Consider the following 17909-nt stretch of genomic DNA (forward strand, 5'->3'; position numbering starts at 1 on the left):
GCGGCGGTCCCGGATTACGCTTTGCTCCATCCGGGCTACAGACCTCACATCCCACTGAGACCGCTATCCACTGCGAGCGTCTGCGCGGTGACGTAGACACTCTCGTCCGACAGGAAGAACAGCACCGCATAGGCGATCTCCCAGGCCGTGGCCTGGCGGCCGAACGGGACGCGGCCCTTGCCGCGGTTGGGGCGGCCGGCGCCGGCTTCGCGACCGTTTGGGGTATCGACCAGACCGGGATAGACGAGGTTGGCGCGGATGCCGCGGCGCGATCCCAGATGGGCGATGTTGCGCATCAGGCCGCCGAGCGCGGCCTTGGAGGAATCGTACACCGCCATCTGCGATCCAGCCTTCAAGGCGGCGATCGAGGAGATGAAGACGACCGAGCCGCCATTGTCGAATCGCGGCAGCGCGGCGCGGCAGCACAGCATGGGACCGCGGACATTGACGTCGTAGATCCTGTTCCACCCCTCGGGGCTGACGTTATCGAGGCCGGTTTTGCCGAAGGTGCCGATGTTCAGAACCATGCCATCAAGGCCGCCCATGGCGCGATGGGCTTCCTCGATCATGCGCTGGACGTCAGCCTCGGACGTCACGTCGGCCACGATGGCAAAGCCCTCGCCGCCTTCATCGGTGATGTGCTTGACGGTCTGCTGCGCGGAGGCATGGTTGAGGTCGGCCACCGCGACCCTCGCGCCCTCGCGTGCGCACAAAATGCTCATGGCGCGGCCGTTGCCGATCGGGTCGGTTGAGGCATCGAATACGCGCTGGCCGCCTCCGACGATCAGGATGCGGCGTCCTTTCAACCGTCCCCTGCCCGGCGCTTCGCCAAGCGACTCCGCACTCGGCGGCCGGACATAGCGCTCCGGCTTGCTCTCGGTCTCCGTCATCTCAGCCGCCCTGCTTCTTGCCGCCGTCATAGACCGTCATCCCGGCCGCGGGATCGAGATCGGTTTCGGTCGCCTCGGTCAGGCGCGCCATCATCATGTAGAAACCGAGCGCGACGATGGACTCCACGATCTCCTGGTCGCTGAAATGTTTGCGGGCAGCCGCGAAGGTTGCCTCGGGCACGCGGACGTTCTCGACCACCTCGCGGCCAAACTTGAGCAGCGCACGCTCGGCCTCGCTCAGCGTGGCGGCGTCATAATCTGCACGCTCGACGGCATCGACCTGCGCTTGCGTGCAGCCGACCCCGAGCGCGATCGGCACGTGCTGGCGCCATTCATAGGCGCCGCCCTCGAGCTGAGCGGCCTGGAGGATCAGGAGTTCGCGGTTGACGGCCGAGAGCTTCTGCTTGTGCAGGATCGAATTGCCGAGCCGCATCGCCGGGATCATGTTGGCCTCGGCATGGGCCATCATGCGGAAGATGTTGAGCTTGACCGGCATGCGGTCGAACGAGGCGCGGATGTCGCCGCTCGTCGTCTCCGGATCAATCAGGGGCAGCCTTGCCACGGTTCTCTCCCTTGGGTTTCCGTTTCTTGTTGTCGGTATCAGCGCCTGCCGCGATCAGCGACAGGAAGAAGGCGAGATAGCGGTCGATCGCTTCGATCACCTTGGGCCGCGGCGAAGGCGTTGCGCCCATCACGTAGTGCTCGAGGCGGATGTAGATCAGGCCAGCCGCGAACAGTCGCGCGGTCTCGCGCGGGTCCGGCGTCTTGAGCAGGCCGGCGAGCGCAAAGCCGCGAAAATAGTCCGTCATCATGCTCTGCTCGCGCGCGTAGAAATGATCGGCGAATTTGGCGCGGATACCGGGCACGCGGTTACGCTCAGCCGTGATCACCTTCTGAAACTGGTGCTCGCGCGGATCGGACCATTGCTCGACGAGGTCGAGCGCAAACTGTCGGCAGAACGCGGCGGGCTGGCGCGCGAGCTGCTTGTAGCGCGGCTCCTCCAGCCGGCTCGCCGAGCTTGCCGGACCATGCTCGCTGACGATCGCCTCCAGGATCGCGGCCTTGCCGGGGAAATGATTGTAGAGGCTGCTCTCGCGGATGCCGACGCGGCGCGCGAGTTCGCGCATCGAGGCGCCGCCATAGCCGCTCTGGGCGAACAGGTCGAGCGCTTCGGTGAGGATGCGTTCACGGGTCGTGGGCGCAGCCGCTTCCGCCGCGCTGGAGGTGTGGACAGCCATGTCGGCTTGACTAACGAACGATCGTTCGCTAGTCAACCGTACGAACGATCGTTCGTTTCGTCAGTCTGGCGGCAATGGTCGCGGCCCGCAAGCCCGCTTGCGGGCGCTGTTCTCGCGTTTCAACTCCGCTCCTCGAGAGGCGGAGAGCAATTTTGGGGAGACGACGTCATGGCGCGCTTTGCCCGCCTTCGTGCGGCCTGCATCCTGTTGCCGCTGCTCGCAAGCAGCGCCGCCTCTGCCCAAAGCAAATACGATCCCGGCGCCGACGACAAGACGATCAAGATCGGCACCACCGCGCCGCTGAGCGGCCCGGTGTCGGCCTTCGCGCAGATCGCGAAATCGGCTGAAGCCTATTTCCGCAAGGTGAACGACGATGGCGGCGTCAACGGGCGGCGCATCCAGATGATCATCGCCGACGATGCTTATAGCCCGCCGAAGACGGTGGAGCAGACCCGCCGCTTGGTCGAGAGCGAAGAGGTGCTGCTGATCTTCGGCGGCGTCGGCACGCCGACCAACGGCGCCGTGCACAAATATCTCAACGACCGCAAGGTGCCGCAGCTCTTTTTGGGCTCGGGCGCGGCGAAGTGGGACGATCCCAAGAATTTTCCGTGGACCGTCGGCTGGCAGCCGACCTATCGCGACGAGGCGATCGCCTACGCGAAGTTCATCAAGGCAAGCCACGCCAATGCGAAGATCGGCGTGCTCTACCAGAATGACGATCTCGGCAAGGATTACCTGAAGGCGCTGGAGGAAGGCCTCGGCAGCGGCGAGGCGATCGTCGCGCGCGCGGCCTATGAGACCTCGGCGCCGACCGTCGATACGCAAATCCTGCAACTGAAGACCGCCGGCGCCGACGTGGTGCTGGTCGCGGCGACGCCGAAATTCGCGGCGCAGGCGATCCGCAAGATCGGCGAGATCGGCTGGAAGCCCACGACCATCATCTCCAATGTCTCGGCCTCGATCAGCGGCGTGCTGGAGCCGGCCGGCAAGGACAATTCCACCGGCGTCATCTCCAGCCAATATCTGAAGGACGCAACCGACCCCGCCAACAAGGATGACCCCGGCTACAAGGAATGGCTGGCGTTCATGGACAAGTACATGCCGGACGCCAACAAAAGCGACTGGCTCAACGTCTACGGCTACACCATCGCGCAGACGTTGGTGACGGTGCTGAAGGCCTCCGGCAACGATCTCACCCGAGCCAACGTGATGAAGCAGGCGACGACCATGAAGGACGTGAAGCTGCCGATGCTGATCAACGGCACCGCGGTGAACAACTCGCCCGAGCGCTTTACGCCGATGACGAGCCTCCAGCTGATTCGTTTCGACGGCACGCGCTGGGTGCCGTTCGGCGATCTCCTGAAGAACTGATCGATGCGGCAGGTCAAGATCGGCGGCATGCGGGTCGATCTCGTCAGCGAGATCCCCGCGCTCGCTTTCGAGAAAGATTGGCTGTTCGCCAACGTCACCGACGCGGTGATCGCGGAAAACCGGAGCTGGCTCGATCATCGCTACATCGAGCCGGAGACCGGCCGGTTCATCCTCAGCCATCACTCCTATCTGGTCCGAACACCGCGCTGGACCGCGATCGTCGACACCTGCTGCGGCAACCACAAGCATCGACCCCGCGTGCCGGCGTGGAACAACCTCGACCAGCCTTATCTCGATAACCTGCAGGCGCTGGGCGTTGCACCCGAACAGGTCGACTTCGTGATGTGCACGCACCTGCATGTCGATCACGTCGGCTGGAACACGCGGCTGATCGACGGCCGCTGGGTGCCGACCTTCCCCAATGCGCGCTATCTGATGGGCCGCGCCGAATATCGCCACTTCGAAGCCGCGCACAATGCGGCGCCGAGGAGCCCAGTGAACCACGGCTCGTTTGAGGATTCCGTGCTGCCGGTAGTGGCGGCCGGCCTTGCCGAATTCGTCGAGACCGATCATCACCTATTTAGCGATCACGACGCGACCTTGCGCTTTGCGCCGGCACCTGGGCACACCGCCGGCAACATGCAGATCCACCTCAACGGCGACCACGATCACGCGGTGATGTCCGGCGACGTCATCCATCATCCGATCCAGTGCGCGGCGCCGTGGCTATCGAATGCCGCCGACGTCGATCCGGCTGCGGCGGTCGCAACGCGCATGGCGCTGCTGGAAGAGCTTGCGGATACGCCGAGCTATCTGCTCACCGGCCATTTTCCGGCGCCGACCGCGGGACGCGTGGTCAGGCACGGCGATGCCTACAGATTTCGTTTCGAAGATTAGGGGGAAACATCATGAAGCTGCGCACGGTCACGCTTTCGTTTCTAGCATTGCTGTCGGCGGCCCTGCCGGCACGAGCCGAAGATCCCGCCGCCTACCCGACCCGCAAGATCCGGATGTTGCTGCCCTACGCGGCCGGCGGCGGCGGTGACGTGGTCGGCCGGCTGCTTGCGGACAGGATGGGCAAGACGCTCGGACAGAGCATCTACATCGAGAACCACACCGGTGCGGCCGGCACGCTCGGCACGCAGATGGTCGCGACATCTGCGAATGACGGCTACACCATCACCGTCGGCGGCATGACCACGCATGTGCTGGCTCCCGCGATCTATCCAAAACTGCCCTACGATCCGATCGAGGATTTCACGACCATCGGCCGCGTCGGCACCTCCTCGATCATGCTGGTCGCCACCAGGAATTTTGCCGCCAACGACATCAAGGGCCTAGTGGCGCTGGCCAAGAAGGGCGAGCCGATCCAGTACGGCAGCTGGGGCGTCGGCTCGACCGGCCAATTCTGCGCGGAGATCCTGATGCAGCAGGCCGGCATCAAGATGGACCACGTGCCGTTCAACGGCATCGCAAAACTCGCCGGCGATTTGCTCGGCGGCCACATCTCCCTTGCAACGCTCGACGTGGCGACGGCAACGCCGCTGGTGAAGGACGGTTCGATCAAGGCGCTGGCCGCCTGCGGCGAGCGTTCGCCGAGCCTGCCGGATGTCGCCAGCTACGGGGAGCAGGGGGTGCCGTTCGATCGCAGTCTGTCCTGGGCGATGTATGCGCCGGCGGGCGTCGCTCCGCCGATCGCACAGAAGCTTTCGGCGGCCCTGAAGGACGCGCTCGGTGACGAGGTGGTGAAGCAGAAGCTGCTGGCACTCGGCATCACCCCGCATTTCGTCCCCGGCGACGAGCAGCGCGATCTCAACGCGCGCGACATCGCGGCCTGGAAGCAGGTTGCCAAGGACGCAGGCATTGAGGTCAAGTGAATAGGCAAAGGACAGGAGCGCGGGCATGAGCCGCATCTTCGGCGCGGTGCGCCAGAACGGATATGTGGTGCGGGACATCCACGCTGCGATGAAGCATTGGATCGAGGTGATGGGGGTCGGCCCCTGGTACTACATGGACCGGGTCAAGACCGACTGGTTTCGCCATCGCGGCGAGGACTCCGCCGTGGAGATGAGCATCGCGCTGGCAAATTCCGGCGACCTCCAGATCGAGCTGATCCAGCAGCGCAACGACGCGCCCTCGCTCTACAAGGAATTCCTCGACGCCGGGCACGAAGGCCTCCAGCACATGTCGTACTGGAGCCACGACTATCAGGCGCTCTACGACAAGGCGATCGGGCTCGGCTACAGGATCGGCCATGAGGGCCAGATCGGCGGCGAGAAGGGGCGCTTTGCCTATTTCGACACCCAGGCCCATCCGGGCACGGTGATCGAGATTTCGGACATCAGCGGCACCAAGGGGCCGTTCTTCGAGAAGGTCCGGCAGGCCGCGATAAGCTGGGACGGCACCCGGCCGATCCGCGAGGTCGGTGGCGGGAAATCGTAGGAGCTTTCGCCGGCTGGGCAGGCGCGTTGGCGGACAAACCATGGTACATAAGCCAGGTGTCCGACCCTTCAGCGAGGCAAGCATGTCCGACACTGACAAGGTTTTCGCCGGCTCGATTCCGAAAATCTACGACGAGTATCTCGTCCCGATGATCTTCTCCGTCTATGCGGAGGACATCGCAAGACGGATCGCCGCCCGCTCTCCTTCCGTGCTGCTCGAGATCGCCGCGGGCACCGGCGCAGTGACGCGCGCCGTGGCGGCGGCGCTGCCGCGCGGCATCCGTTACGTAGCCACCGATCTCAACGAGCCCATGCTCGCAGTCGCCGCGCAGCGTCAGAAGGACGATGATCGCATCAGCTGGCGCCAGGCGGACGGCATGGCCCTGCCCTTCGGTGATGCCGAGTTCGACGTGGTCTGCTGCCAGTTCGGCGCGATGTTCTTTCCGGACCGCACCAAAGCTTACGCGGAGGTGAAGCGCGTCCTGAAGCCGGACGGCACGTTCGTGTTCAACGTCTGGGATCGGATCGAGAACAATGTGCTGACGGATGAAGCGACGGTCGCGCTCGGAAAGCTGTTTCCCGACGACCCGCCGCGCTTCATGGTCCGCACGCCCCACGGCTATCACGACAGAGACGTCATCAGAGCCGACCTCGAACGTGCCGGCTTCCGCGACATCTCGATCGAGACGCGAGCTGAAACAAGCCGCGCGCCATCGCCCGAATACGTCGCGGTCGCCCTTTGCCAAGGCACGCCACTGCGCAGCGAGATCGAGGCAAGAGACGCCAGCAAGCTTCAGGCTGCGACCGACATCGTCACCGAGGCGATCCGGACGCGTCATGGCGCCGGACCGGTAGATGGCAAGATTCAGGCTGTGGTGATCGAAGCGCGTCCGTAACTCCACGTCGTCCGAGCGGCTATCCCGCGTCCTACCACCAGCTCCGCTGCATCGGCTCCGTCGATTGATAGTATTGGTACTGGCCGCGCTGCCGGCGCGGATTGGCCGGCTGTACGTAGGGGTCGCGCTGGTAGAAGAAGCCAAAGCCGTTACCGCCATTGTCCCAGCCGTCATCGCTGGCGATCATGGCAGGAGCGGTCGGCTTGCGCGTGATGAAGCCGCCTTGCGGCTGGTCGCTCAGCACAGCGACGAATTCGGTCCGATAATTGGTCTCGCTGCTCAGTGGCTCGTCCGAGATGATGATGGAAGAGCGCGGCAATGCAGTCGGCCCGATGCGATCCCAGACGTCCTGCGGGATGGTGATGCGGTCGAGCGCATTCCTCGCCTCGTCGCCGTTCTCGATCGTGACCACGCTCCAGCGCAGGCCCGTAGCGGACTTCGCCATCGCCGTGAAGATATGCGTGCCGATCGGCTGCTCGGGATTGCGGATCGTAACGGGGACTTCGATGCTGGTGTCGAACACCTCACCGCCGCCATCGGGTGCTGGCTTGTGCGTGTTTCGCCGCACGTAGAGCTTCTGCGTCGAGCGGCTGATGTAGACCGAGACCGGCTCACCCGCGAGCTTTGCGTCGGTCGCGGCCTTCACGGCGTCGGCCTTCCTGGCCGCGGAGGCCTTCGCGGCGTCCTTCGTCGCGGCCACGGCATCGCGCTTCGGCTGCGCGGCGGCCTTGGCGGCGTCGAGCTGCGTCGCCGCGTCGGCGGCCTTGGTCGCCGCCTTCTGCTTCAACTCCTCGGCCTTGGCGCGGGCCTGATCGTTCTTGGCATTCGCGAGCGTCTTGTCGGCGAAGGCGAGCTCGGCGTCAGCGCGGGCCTTCTGCTGTTCCAGCTTGCGCAGTGCGGCAGGAAGCGACGCAGCTTCCTTGGCGGCGGCGGACGCAGCCTTCTTGGCCTCGTCGGCGGCCCTTGTGGCCTCGTCGGCCTCGACGGAGAGCTTGTCGGCCAGCCTGGGCGCTGCCGCGATCGCTTCCGGCTTCGGTACGAACAGCGAGGGGTGAGCGATATCGGTCGGGACCGTATCGTGGGGCGAGATGATCACCCGCATCCCGATATAAGTCTTGTCGAACAGGTTCTCGGCAAAGCCGAAGGGCATGCGCACGCAGCCGTGCGAGGCGGCATAGCCGGGCAGCGGTCCGCCATGCAGCGCGATGCCGTTCCAGGTGATGCGCTGCATGTTCGGCATCCAGGCGTCGTCATACATGGTCGAGCGGTGGTCCTTGTCCTTCTCGACGACGGCGAAGACGCCGGCCGGCGTCTCGCGTCCCGTGGTGCCGGTCGACACCGGCGCGCGCAGGATCCAGCCCTCTGAATCGTAGAACGTGACCTGCTGGCTCTTGATCGACACGATCGCCATGATGGGATCGCCGGCCTGGCGCTGCGCCACCGCCTCGGCGGGCTGGCGCGCCTGCTTGGCCGCGCTCGCCGGCGCGACCGCCGCCAGGACCGCCATTGCCGCCAATGTCACGATTCCGGGAGGCAACCGACGCCGCATCGCCTTGGTGGGTTGCGCCGTCGTCAGTCGGTTTTTCATGCCATCCTCGGTCGAAATGCCGGCCCGCTCGTGCCGATCATGTATCAGATTGCGGTCATTCAATTAAGAAAGCGCAGCCGCCATACGTTCCGTCTGTGGCGATATTCGGCCCGGTCCGGCGACAAATCCCTCATATATGACGGCCCGAGCCGGCGGAAGGTCGGTTGCAGCCGGGGTTGGTCCGAACCTGGTGGCATTCACTGCGGCAGAATGTCCGCCTCTGCCGGCAAGGACACGCCCGTCAGGCGCCCAGAGCCTTGCGGTTGAACGTCCGCAGGAAACGCAGCGACAGCGTCCGGACATTGGCGACGTTGAGCAGCCAGGCCGCCGCGACATAGGCAAGGCCGCCGGCGAAGCTGACGATGACGAGCGACACAAAGCCGGTGCCGCCCGCTTGAGACCGCGCAGCCAGGATTGCAGCCGCCATCGCCGCTGCGGAGGCCGCAATACCGGCGAGGCGGCCGAGGTCGAACGGGACCGGGTGGGCGCGATGCATCAGGACGACGGCGACGAGGAAACCGAGCGCCTCGGTCGCGAGCGTCGCCAGTGCCGCCCCAAAGATCCCGTAGCCGGCGACGAGCGCGAACATCAGGACCACGCTGACCACCAGCGTGAGAAAGGACTGCGCCGCCAGCATGAAGGGCCGCTCGGCAAGCTGGAAGCTGATCTGCACATAGAACTGATTGGCGATACCGAAGAAGCGGGCGAGCACCAGGGTCGGCAGCAGCGCCGACACGCCGGCGCGGAAGTCGATGCCGACGAGCGTGCCGGCAACCTGATCCGCTGCAAGCGCGAGCCAGATCGCAACGGGGGTGACGACGACGAGCAGCAGCTCGAGGCTCTCGGTCAGCCGCTCCCGCGTCGTCTCCTTGCTATTCTCCGACAACGACCGGAACACCAGCGGCACGGTGGCCGCGGCAACGCTGGATGCGATCATGACCATGAACTGGCGCGGCAGGTCGGCGGCAACGCCGAAGATGCCCGCGGCGTCCTTGCCGAGCAGATACGCGACAATCAGGCGGTCGCAGGCCGAATAGACTGCAACGGAGAGCCCGGCCAGCGTCAGCGGCAGTCCGTAGCGCGCCAGCTGCATGAACTGGCTGCGCTGGAAGCGCGCGATTTTGGTGCGGTCGCCGACGAGGTTCAGGATGATGCCAGTGAGCGACCCCAGACCAAACGCGGCAAGCAGCCCCAATCCACCCCAGCCGAGCCAAATGCCGAGGAGGCCGAAGCCGACGCTCGACACGCTGCGCACGATCGAGATCGCGGCAAACCGGTAGGGACGCAACTTGGCGCGCTCGAACTCCTGGCCGACATCGACGGCATTGGCCATGATCGCGACGAACACGCTGGCGAGCAGCAGCTCGACACTGAGGTCGCTACGGAACAGGAAGACCAGCGGCGTGGTGGCGCACAGCACGGCGACAGTAAGTCCAAAGGCGACCATCGCGGTGCCGCGAAAATCCACCTCCGCCGACGTCGCCTGATAACGCGACACCGACAGCTTGATCCAGGCGAAGAAGATCGCGCCCAGAATGCCGGCAAGGCTGATGCCGACGACATAGACGCCGTACTCCGCCGGCGTCAGCAGCCGCGTATAGGCCGTGACCGCGAAGAAGCCCACCGCCGCAGGCAGGATGTAGGCAACGAGATAAATCGAAAAATGTCGGTTCAGCATGCGAGCACGGGACCGGCGGCGGTCTTGCGGGTGTGACGGCCGTTCATCAATGGGGCCTTAAATGGGGCCTTTGGCGGGGCAAACGAATGCGCCGCAGCATCGCTCAAGAGTGTCACATAAGTCTGCAGATCGGGCGGCGAATGAAGCCTTGGAGCCGCTTTCGCGCGTTAGCGTTAAATTTGCCCTTCCCTGAACGGCAAGGCGCGATCACGAAAAGGAACCATGGCTTCCAGGCGGCAGAGGTTAACTTAACAAGGCGAAACCCCGGCGTCGCGAGGCGCCGCTTGGTACGATGGTGCGTTGGTTCGAAAAGGACGGCCGTGACCAGGCTCGACAGACGCGAATTTCTCCTCGGCAGCGCCGCAGCCCTCGCGGCGGGCGCATCCGCGTCGGCGGCGCCGGCGTCGAAACTGGCGCAGCGCCATCCGGGGTTCGGGGCAGCGGCCACGCTCTGGGACCTGCAGGCCGATCCCAGGCTCGGCGAAGCCATCAGCACCTATTGCACCCAGGTCGTCCCGGTGCTCGAGCTGAAATGGCCGATGCTGCGGCCGAATGCGCACACGTTCAACTTCGAGCGCGCCGACGCGATTCTGGATTTTGCGCGGGACAACGATCTGACGATGCGCGGCCACGCGCTGGCCTGGTATCACGACATCCCGGACTGGGCCAAGCAGATCAAGGACACACGCGGCGTCGAGCGCGCCTATGTCGACCACATCGGCACCGTCGTCTCCTACTACAAGGACAAGCTGACGTCGTGGGACGTCGTCAACGAGCCGATCCCTGACAATCCCCGCAGCCCGAAGGACCGGCGCGATACGTTCTGGACGCAGCATCTCGGCCAGAGCTGGATTCCGCTGGCGTTCCGCACGGCCGCTGCGGCCGATCCGTTCGTCAAGCTCGCGATCAACGAATATGATATCGAGTCGGCCAAGGATTCCTTCATTGCCAAGCGCGCGGCTTATCGCAATCTGATCATGGACCTGCTCGACCAGGGTGTTCCGCTGCACGCCGTCGGACTGCAATCGCATCTGCACGCCGAGCTCGAGATCGACACCCATGGGCTCGCCGAGTTCGTCACCGAGCTGCGCTCGTGGGGACTCGAGGTGTATGTCACCGAACTCGACGTCGACGACCAGAAGCTGACGGGCAATCCGGCCGAGCGCGACGCCATCGTCGCCAAACGCGTCGACGACCTGCTGACGGCCATTTCAATCAGCGGCCCGGTGCGGTCGATCCTGACCTGGGGCCTCTCGGATCGCTACAGCTGGATCAACGGCACCTTCGCCCGCGCGGACAAGCAGCCGAACCGGCCGCTGCCGCTCGACGGCGAGTTCAAGCCGAAGCCATTCATGGACGTGATCAGCAAGTTCACAAAGGACGTTTGAACGCGCGAGCTTAGCTGCGCGTCTTCACCTCGAACTCGGCCGCGTCTCCCATATCTTCGGGAGACAGGCTCGGAGCCCGGCGATCGCGCGAGCTGAGGCGGAACACGTCGCGGATATCCTCGACCGAGGTCGAGGAATAGGACTGGATGCAGAGCGCGACCTGCCCGGGCGAAGCGGCACGCATCAGCGCTTCGATCGCCGGGCGGTCGAGCGGCGTGTCATCCCAATGCGAGACCGCGATGCTGTCTTCGGTGACCCGATGGGCGGCAAGATGCGCGGGCGAGTTCGCGACGAAGTGGCCGTACATCAGATATTCCGAGAACTTCTTCTTCCGGCACAGCGCCAGAACCCAGTTCAAGCCGGTCGCCGACTTGATGGCGGCGGTCATCGCGCGCGCGGTGTCCTTGTCCCAGACCAGCGCGTTGCCGACATAATCATCGGCGGGAAACGAGCGATCCTTGATACCGAGAAGCTGATCGACGGTGCGCAGCCACAGCCCGTGCAGCGGGTGGTCAGCGCGGATGTCCTTCGGCGTGACGAACAGAGGCGTCTTCTCAGCCCCGGCATATTGGCCGACGTCGAATTCGCGGAAGAACAGATTGTCCGAATCCAGGATGCAGACGCGCTGCTCGGGCGCATTGAGGACGCCGGCGATCTTCAGGATCTGCTGGATGTGCCAGCCATGCACCGGCGAGGACAGCAGCGACAGCCAGACGCGGCGCTTGCTGATGAACTGGAGCGCCGGCGGCAGCGCAAACAGCCATTTCGGCAAATAGCGCGAGGCCGGAACGATGACCCGCTTGTCGGAGGCGAAGCGCTCGAACAGCGGCACGTCTTCATCGTTAACGAGAACATAATGCCGCGTGTATCCCGAGAGCCAGGTGTCGATGCTCTCGCTGAGCAGCGAAAAGCGTTCGATATCCTTGGCATAGCTGGCGGTCAGCAGGGCAACGGAATGCATGGAGCGCGCTCAAATGGCCATCAGGCCGTACTCATAGCGGCGCGGATAGAGACTGGAAACTCTCAACCTGAATCAAGGTAAAGCGAAATGGAGCGCGACACGGGAAATCTAGCTTTTGGATTTCAGGCTTCTGATGTAGGCGACCGCTCGCTCCGCAATAGCCGGATCAAGGTCGGTTTCTCGGATTCTCCGTTCGATCAACTCCAGGTCCAACGGATGCGTCTCATGGATCGCGCCAACGAACTGCTTGTCCCTCTCATCCAATCTGGCGATTTTGGACACGACGAGGTCTTCCGGCGCAGGCGCCACGCCGATTACCGTCCGTCCTTCGACTTCGGTCTGCACTGTAACGGCGGTGCCGCCAGCCTCTCGGAAGCTTGGCCGTCGTCTCATCCACGCCGTCGATGTAGAAACCATGTGTTCGGTGAAAGTGGCTTTCAGATCCGAAAAGACCATCGATGTGCTCAGACGCAATAGGCTGCACACCGTCACGCGTGCGCTTGGCCTCCGTCATTTCCCAGACTTTCGCGTTTGCTGGAAACGCATCGATTTCCGGCGATTCCGTCGCCGCCTCCGGCGCGTCCGACATGGAAGCCAGAATCGCCTGGCTACCAACGATGAACACGGTGTCCGTCTTGAACTCCAAGGCAAGTGCCCTCACCACTCTGAGCAAATCCTCGAAATCGCGGAAGGGGCCACCAGGCATCACAGGCCTCGAGCAGAAGCGAGTTGAGTGCTCAAGCCGCGCTCGACGATTCTTCTCGCAGCCCTCCGTAGCCGGATCCTCGTGTCGTAATCGCCGAAATGAATGCCATCGGTGAGAAAGAACGGCGACGAATTGCGCAATCTGACCATCTCGCGATCGCGACTGATCAGTTTCACCGCCAACTCTCCAGTCGGAAGCGCCAGCAATTCCTGCCACTCCTGCACGAATGGCCAGTCGGTGAATTGGTCGGCCTGACGCGTGTGAGCTGCCTTGGCCTTGTCCACCAAAGTTGGGTCACGACGAAGTCTCCGCGCGATCAGCCGATGCATCATCAGCTTAGCGGTGTCGCCAACCACGCCTTCGTTCAATCCGTCACTCATCTGCTTGTCCGTGGACCGGACCAGAATATAGACAACCAACGCGAAACAAAAAAGAGCATAACTTCCAGATAGTTGCCACCTCGATTCCGGCAAGCCCTAATCCGACGGCAGTCCCTGCTCGATCCCGCGAAAGCGCAGCGGCGCCAGAGCCGAGGCGCGCTGCCACCAGTCGGCGACACGGTCGTCGAGCGCGGTCACACCACGGCCCTGGCCGGGGAAGATCCGGATCTGCTGCACCGCCTCGGCTTCGAACCCCCCGCCCCTGCGCGTGATCTTGAGGGCGGCGCCTTCACGGTCCCGCTGGGTCAGCGGCACCAACAGGCGGCCGCGCGGCCGAAGCGCCTCGAGCCAGAGCGGATGCGGATGCGAGAAGCCGGCGTGGATGATGATCACGTCAGCGCGCTCGCGGATCTCCTCACATCCGTCGCCATGGACCACCTCGACGTTATGATAAGTCTGAAGGAAACCTGCAGCGCGGCGCGCCAGACGCTCGTCGCATTCGATGGCGATCACCCTGCCCTTGGGTCCCACGATCTTCGACAACACCGCCGAGAAATAGCCGAGCCCGCAGCCGATCTGGACCACGCGGTGCTTCTCCTTGATGTCGAGCAAATCGATGAAATGCGCCCACAGGCTGGGCAGCCCGGTGTCGAGCTTGCGGCGCGCGTCGATTGCGACCAGCACGTTGTCATAGAGATGGACGGGATCGCCATCCGGCGTCAGCCGATAGCTGCGCGCCGCTTCACTCTTGATCCGCCAGGGCCCTCTCGGCAGAAAGTTTTCGCGCGGGATGGCGGCGAGCGCTTCGAGCAGGCGCTTTGAGGCAATCCGCTCGCGCTTTGCAATCCTCTCCACATAGCGCGCACGCGCGGCGGCAAGATCGCTCATGTCAGGGGTCGGCGCGTTCGCGGACCGGCGCGTCCGCACCGAGCTCGTTGACGAGCTGCACCGCCTGCTTCAGGTCCGGCGTGTAAAAACCCTCGCTGAACTTGCCGACAACGGGCACGAGCAGCAGACGCGCGTGCTCGCGCCTGCCGGCTTGATGTGACAGGTGCGCGAGGCTGACGGCGGTGCGAAGCTCCCAGGACAACGCGCCCTGCTTGCGCGCGATCTCCAGCGACAGCGCGAACAGATCGCCGGCCTCCTGTGCCGAGGCCGGGTCTCCGTCCGACAGCGTGATCTCGCCCTGCAGGCGATAGACTTCGGCGAGATAGGAATGATCGCCGGTCCGCCGCGCGGTCGCGAGCGCACCATCGAGCGCGCGCAAGGCGGCCTCGCGCATCCCGACCTTGGCGTAGGCCTCCGCAAGCAGGCAGCGGAACCAGCAGCCGGCGAGCCAGGAATCCATCGCCTCGTACTCGTCGAGGCCGAAGCGCATCTGGCTGAGGCCTTCATCGGCCTCGCCGAGTTGCGCCAGCGCCCAGCCGCGCAGGATCGCCGCCTGCTGCTTCCAATGCAGAAAATTATGCTCGGTGGCGATGATCATGGCGCGGTTGGCATGGTCGCGCGTGCCCTCGACGTCGCGCAAGTGCTGGCAGAGATACGCACCGAACACGAGCGCGAAGGCGAGCGTGAAAGGATGGCGGATCTTCTCGGCATTCGCGATCGCCTGCTCGCTGTGCTGGCGCGCCGCGTCGGGGCGGCCGAGGAACCACAGGAGGTAGCCGAGATAGGACAGCGAGACGACGCCGGGATCGATGCCGTGCCGCTCCATCAGATCGGAGTGGAGATCCGGGCTGTAGAGATTGATGCAGCGGTGCAGATGATGTTGGGAAGCGGCAAAGCGGCCGCGATAGAGCATGGTCATCGCGATCGAGCGGTGCGCCTCGATCAGATAGCCGGTCTGCTGCGCCGGCTGTGCCCGCTCGTTGAGCCGCTCGCGCTTGGCGAATTTCAACAGCTCGACGCTGAGATCGTGCGCGCGGGTGAGATCGGCGCGGATGAAGTGACAGACCCAGAGCCCGCGGGTGGCGGCAAAGATCTTTTCGTCGTCGTCAAGCTGCTGGCCGAGCTCGAGCGCGCGGATGTAGTTCTCCTCGACCTCCTGGACCGCGTAGCCCTTGGCGGCAATCAGCGCGTTGCCGAGCGCAATGCGCAGCTCGAGCTCCATTTCGTCGGCGCCCTGCATCCGCGCATTGGCCTGCACGACGCTGAGGCCGCGGCGCAGATGGCCGATCGCCTCCAGATTGGCGCCGGTCTTGGCCGCCTGCTTGCCGGCCTTGAGCCAGAAGCTCGCGGCGCCCTCGCTCTGGCCGGATTCGGTCATGTGATGGGCGAGCAGCTCCGGTTCGCGCTCGGTCTTCTCCGGATACATCTCGGCAAGCACCTGGGCGATCCGTGAATGCAGCTTGCGGCGCTCGCTGTGCAGCAGGCTCGCATGCGCGGCGTTCTGGATCATGACGTGCTTGAAGGAATAGAGCGCATCGGGCGGAAGACCGCGGCGCATGATCAGCCCGGCCTGCTCCAGATGATTGAGCGCCGCCTCGATCTGTTCCGCCGGCGTATTGGCGACCGCGTGCAGCGTCTCGTAGGAAAACTCGCGGCCGATGGTGGCGCCGATCTGCGCGATCCGCTTGAACGGCCCCATCCGGTCCAGCCGCGCCATCAGCGAGTCGGTCAGGGTTGCCGGGATCGCGAGCTGCCGCCACGGGCCCGACAGCACGTAGCGCCCTTGCCGCTCGGTCAGCAGGTTGGATTCGAGGACCGTCTTGGTCAGCTCCTCCAGGAACAGCGGCACGCCGTCGGTCTTGACGATGATCTCCTCGACGACCTCCTTGGGCAGCTCTCTGCCGGCGACGCGCTCCACCAGCGTGGCGCGCAGCTGCCGGCTCAGGCGGTTCAGCACCAGCGTCGTGATGTGCGAATGCGCGTTCCAGCTCGGCTGGAATTCGGACCGCGCGGTGATGATGACCAGGATCGGCCGGTTCTGCACCCGGTCGACCAGGAGGTCGATCACCTCGCGCGAGGTCGGGTCGATCCAGTGCAAATCCTCGAACGCGATCACCAGCGGCATCTCGCGCGCAAGGCCGAGGAAGTGATTGACCAGCGCCCCGACGGTCGCATCCTTCTGCTGCTGCGGCGACAGCTCGAGCCGCGGATAGCGGTCGCCGGTCGGCATCGACAACAGCGCGGCAAACAGCGGCGTGACCTGCTCGATGTCGCCATGAGCGGCGGCGATCGCGCTCTCCAGGCCCGCCAGCGACAGCGCGGACGCATCCTCGCGGTCGAGGCCGAGGTAGAATTTGAGCTGCTCGGCGAACGGATAGAACGCGGTGGACGTGTAATAGGGCGAGCACTGGAACGAGACCTGTCCATGCCGGTCGCCCGATATCCGCTCGAAGATTTCCTGGATGATGCGCGACTTGCCGATACCGGGCTCGCCGAACTTGACCACGACCTGGCCGTCACCATCCTTGGCCTGCTCCCAGCGGCCCATCAACAGCGCGATCTCCTCCTCGCGGTTGACGAGCGGCGTCAATCGCGTGCCCATGGCGGCGGCGAAGCGGGTCTCCACCCGCGAGGCGCGCACCACGTGCCAGGCCTGCGTCTTCTCGGATATCCCCTTCAAGGCATGGACCCCGAGATTGCGGTAGTCGAACTTCCCCTTCAACAGCGACTGGGTCGATGAGGAAATCACCACGCCGTTAGGCGGCGCGAGGCCCTGCAGGCGCGCGGCGAGATTGACGGTTTCTCCGACCGCGGAGTCGCGCTCTTCGGTGCCCTGCCCGACGAGATCGCCGACCACGACGAGGCCGGTCGCGATCCCGATGCGGACGGCGGGTGAGTGGCTGAGCCCACCGCGCAGCTCGGTCGCGCGTGCGCTCGATAGCAGCCGCACGATCTCGAGCCCGGCGCGCACCGCACGTTCGGCATCGTCCTCATGCGCGGTCGGATAGCCGAAATAGACGAGGATACCATCGCCGACGAAACGGGCGGCAAAGCCCTCGTAATGCTTGACCACACGGACGCAGGTTTCGCGGAAGCTCGCGATCATGTCGCGAACGTCTTCCGGATCGAACTGCACGGACAGCGAGGTGGAATCCACCATGTCACAGAACATGGTGGTGAGCTGACGCCGTTCAGCGCCGACCTCCGTGCGCGTTGGCGGCACCATTGTCGCGGGCGCCTCGGCCGTTTCCGCCTGGAACAGCGCCGCCATCGCCCGCTGCAGCCGCTTGCGATCGCCGAGCGGCAATCCGAGCTCGACCAGATCGGATTCGGTCAGGTCACCCATGACGTCGAGATCGAGACGGTGCTGTACGAAGAGATCGGTGTAGTGGCCGAGGCCGACGCCCTCGAGCCAGCGCTTCAGCTCGCCTTCCCTTTCCGTGTCCGGCCCATTCTCCAGCATGGTGATTTCTGCCCGACCATA

Annotated in this window: 16 protein-coding genes; 6 read left to right on the plus strand and 10 right to left on the minus strand. The window is 64.6% G+C overall.

Translation table 11 applies throughout. The features are described from left to right. Window positions 1–44: 44 nt before the first annotated feature. From BM190_RS09690 to BM190_RS09700, 3 genes are read right to left on the minus strand one after another with little or no spacing between them, the layout of a single operon-like run. Window positions 45–890 carry an SDR family NAD(P)-dependent oxidoreductase gene (locus BM190_RS09690; RefSeq protein ID WP_177236987.1) on the minus strand — a complete coding sequence of 282 codons (846 nt, stop codon included), beginning with the start codon at window positions 888–890 and terminating at the stop codon, window positions 45–47. 1 nt (window position 891) lies between these two features. Beyond that, window positions 892–1452: a carboxymuconolactone decarboxylase family protein gene (locus tag BM190_RS09695; protein WP_177236988.1), complete on the minus strand. Its 561-nt coding sequence runs from the start codon at window positions 1450–1452 to the stop codon at window positions 892–894. Continuing rightward, on the minus strand, window positions 1430–2128 hold the full coding sequence (locus BM190_RS09700) for a TetR/AcrR family transcriptional regulator (protein WP_092253855.1): 699 nt from the start codon (window positions 2126–2128) through the stop codon (window positions 1430–1432). The genes BM190_RS09695 and BM190_RS09700 overlap by 23 nt, the downstream gene beginning before the upstream one ends. A gap of 168 nt (window positions 2129–2296) precedes the next feature. On the opposite strand from BM190_RS09700, the gene BM190_RS09705 reads away from it, so the two are divergent. The 5 genes from BM190_RS09705 to BM190_RS09725 all read left to right on the plus strand — a co-directional run bounded on the left by BM190_RS09705 (window position 2297) and on the right by BM190_RS09725 (window position 6836). Continuing rightward, on the plus strand, window positions 2297–3499 hold the full coding sequence (locus tag BM190_RS09705) for an ABC transporter substrate-binding protein (protein ID WP_092253857.1): 1203 nt from the start codon (window positions 2297–2299) through the stop codon (window positions 3497–3499). Window positions 3500–3502: 3 nt separating this feature from the next. Further along, window positions 3503–4396 (plus strand): MBL fold metallo-hydrolase, encoded by an 894-nt coding sequence (locus BM190_RS09710; RefSeq protein ID WP_092253859.1) that lies wholly within the window; start codon window positions 3503–3505, stop codon window positions 4394–4396. An 11-nt stretch (window positions 4397–4407) separates the two neighbouring features. Then, entirely contained in the window at window positions 4408–5376 is a 969-nt protein-coding gene (locus BM190_RS09715; RefSeq protein WP_092253861.1) for a Bug family tripartite tricarboxylate transporter substrate binding protein, read from the plus strand. A 25-nt stretch (window positions 5377–5401) separates the two neighbouring features. Further along, complete coding sequence (locus tag BM190_RS09720; protein WP_092253863.1) at window positions 5402–5941, plus strand: VOC family protein; 540 nt, start codon at window positions 5402–5404, stop codon at window positions 5939–5941. An 82-nt stretch (window positions 5942–6023) separates the two neighbouring features. Next, window positions 6024–6836 (plus strand): class I SAM-dependent methyltransferase, encoded by an 813-nt coding sequence (locus tag BM190_RS09725; protein WP_092253865.1) that lies wholly within the window; start codon window positions 6024–6026, stop codon window positions 6834–6836. Window positions 6837–6867: 31 nt separating this feature from the next. On the opposite strand, the gene BM190_RS09730 is transcribed toward BM190_RS09725, so the two are convergent. Together BM190_RS09730 and BM190_RS09735 are read right to left on the minus strand one after the other, a co-directional pair. Further along, on the minus strand, window positions 6868–8424 hold the full coding sequence (locus BM190_RS09730) for a L,D-transpeptidase (protein ID WP_092254014.1): 1557 nt from the start codon (window positions 8422–8424) through the stop codon (window positions 6868–6870). Window positions 8425–8665: 241 nt separating this feature from the next. Continuing rightward, a complete protein-coding gene (locus tag BM190_RS09735) occupies window positions 8666–10102 on the minus strand; it encodes a lipopolysaccharide biosynthesis protein (RefSeq protein WP_092253867.1) in 1437 nt (478 codons plus the stop codon). 320 nt (window positions 10103–10422) lie between these two features. Between BM190_RS09735 and BM190_RS09740 the strand changes: the two genes are divergently transcribed. Beyond that, window positions 10423–11490, plus strand: a complete 1068-nt coding sequence (locus BM190_RS09740; RefSeq protein WP_092253869.1) for an endo-1,4-beta-xylanase — start codon at window positions 10423–10425, stop codon at window positions 11488–11490. A 10-nt stretch (window positions 11491–11500) separates the two neighbouring features. Here the strand turns inward: BM190_RS09740 and BM190_RS09745 are convergent, their stop codons facing one another. The 5 genes from BM190_RS09745 to BM190_RS09765 all read right to left on the minus strand — a co-directional run bounded on the left by BM190_RS09745 (window position 11501) and on the right by BM190_RS09765 (window position 17888). Continuing rightward, the gene (locus BM190_RS09745) at window positions 11501–12451 is read right to left on the minus strand and encodes a DUF6492 family protein (RefSeq protein ID WP_092253871.1); all 951 of its coding nucleotides are present in this window, start codon (window positions 12449–12451) and stop codon (window positions 11501–11503) included. Between the two features lie 108 nt (window positions 12452–12559). After that, on the minus strand, window positions 12560–12907 hold the full coding sequence (locus BM190_RS41060; RefSeq protein ID WP_244550628.1) for a DUF6036 family nucleotidyltransferase: 348 nt from the start codon (window positions 12905–12907) through the stop codon (window positions 12560–12562). A 249-nt stretch (window positions 12908–13156) separates the two neighbouring features. Continuing rightward, a complete protein-coding gene (locus BM190_RS09755) occupies window positions 13157–13537 on the minus strand; it encodes a hypothetical protein (protein WP_049814814.1) in 381 nt (126 codons plus the stop codon). Between the two features lie 96 nt (window positions 13538–13633). Continuing rightward, entirely contained in the window at window positions 13634–14425 is a 792-nt protein-coding gene (locus tag BM190_RS09760) for a protein-L-isoaspartate O-methyltransferase family protein (RefSeq protein WP_092253873.1), read from the minus strand. 1 nt (window position 14426) lies between these two features. Then, a complete protein-coding gene (locus tag BM190_RS09765) occupies window positions 14427–17888 on the minus strand; it encodes an AAA family ATPase (protein WP_092253875.1) in 3462 nt (1153 codons plus the stop codon). Between the last annotated feature and the right edge of the window lie 21 nt (window positions 17889–17909).

This window comes from Bradyrhizobium sp. Rc3b, assembly GCF_900114915.1.
In the GTDB taxonomy this organism is placed as follows: Bacteria; Pseudomonadota; Alphaproteobacteria; order Rhizobiales; family Xanthobacteraceae; genus Bradyrhizobium.

Excerpts from the sequence above, each read along its gene's own strand:
- BM190_RS09690 (WP_177236987.1), bottom strand. The coding sequence starts at position 890 with ATGACGGAGACCGAGAGCAAGCCGGAGCGCTATGTCCGGCCGCCGAGT.
- BM190_RS09700 (WP_092253855.1), bottom strand. The coding sequence starts at position 2,128 with ATGGCTGTCCACACCTCCAGCGCGGCGGAAGCGGCTGCGCCCACGACC.
- BM190_RS09705 (WP_092253857.1), top strand. The coding sequence starts at position 2,297 with ATGGCGCGCTTTGCCCGCCTTCGTGCGGCCTGCATCCTGTTGCCGCTG.
- BM190_RS09710 (WP_092253859.1), top strand. The coding sequence starts at position 3,503 with ATGCGGCAGGTCAAGATCGGCGGCATGCGGGTCGATCTCGTCAGCGAG.
- BM190_RS09715 (WP_092253861.1), top strand. The coding sequence starts at position 4,408 with ATGAAGCTGCGCACGGTCACGCTTTCGTTTCTAGCATTGCTGTCGGCG.
- BM190_RS09720 (WP_092253863.1), top strand. The coding sequence starts at position 5,402 with ATGAGCCGCATCTTCGGCGCGGTGCGCCAGAACGGATATGTGGTGCGG.
- BM190_RS09725 (WP_092253865.1), top strand. The coding sequence starts at position 6,024 with ATGTCCGACACTGACAAGGTTTTCGCCGGCTCGATTCCGAAAATCTAC.
- BM190_RS09730 (WP_092254014.1), bottom strand. The coding sequence starts at position 8,424 with ATGAAAAACCGACTGACGACGGCGCAACCCACCAAGGCGATGCGGCGT.
- BM190_RS09735 (WP_092253867.1), bottom strand. The coding sequence starts at position 10,102 with ATGCTGAACCGACATTTTTCGATTTATCTCGTTGCCTACATCCTGCCT.
- BM190_RS09745 (WP_092253871.1), bottom strand. The coding sequence starts at position 12,451 with ATGCATTCCGTTGCCCTGCTGACCGCCAGCTATGCCAAGGATATCGAA.
- BM190_RS41060 (WP_244550628.1), bottom strand. The coding sequence starts at position 12,907 with ATGGTCTTTTCGGATCTGAAAGCCACTTTCACCGAACACATGGTTTCT.
- BM190_RS09755 (WP_049814814.1), bottom strand. The coding sequence starts at position 13,537 with ATGAGTGACGGATTGAACGAAGGCGTGGTTGGCGACACCGCTAAGCTG.
- BM190_RS09760 (WP_092253873.1), bottom strand. The coding sequence starts at position 14,425 with ATGAGCGATCTTGCCGCCGCGCGTGCGCGCTATGTGGAGAGGATTGCA.
- BM190_RS09765 (WP_092253875.1), bottom strand. The coding sequence starts at position 17,888 with ATGCTGGAGAATGGGCCGGACACGGAAAGGGAAGGCGAGCTGAAGCGC.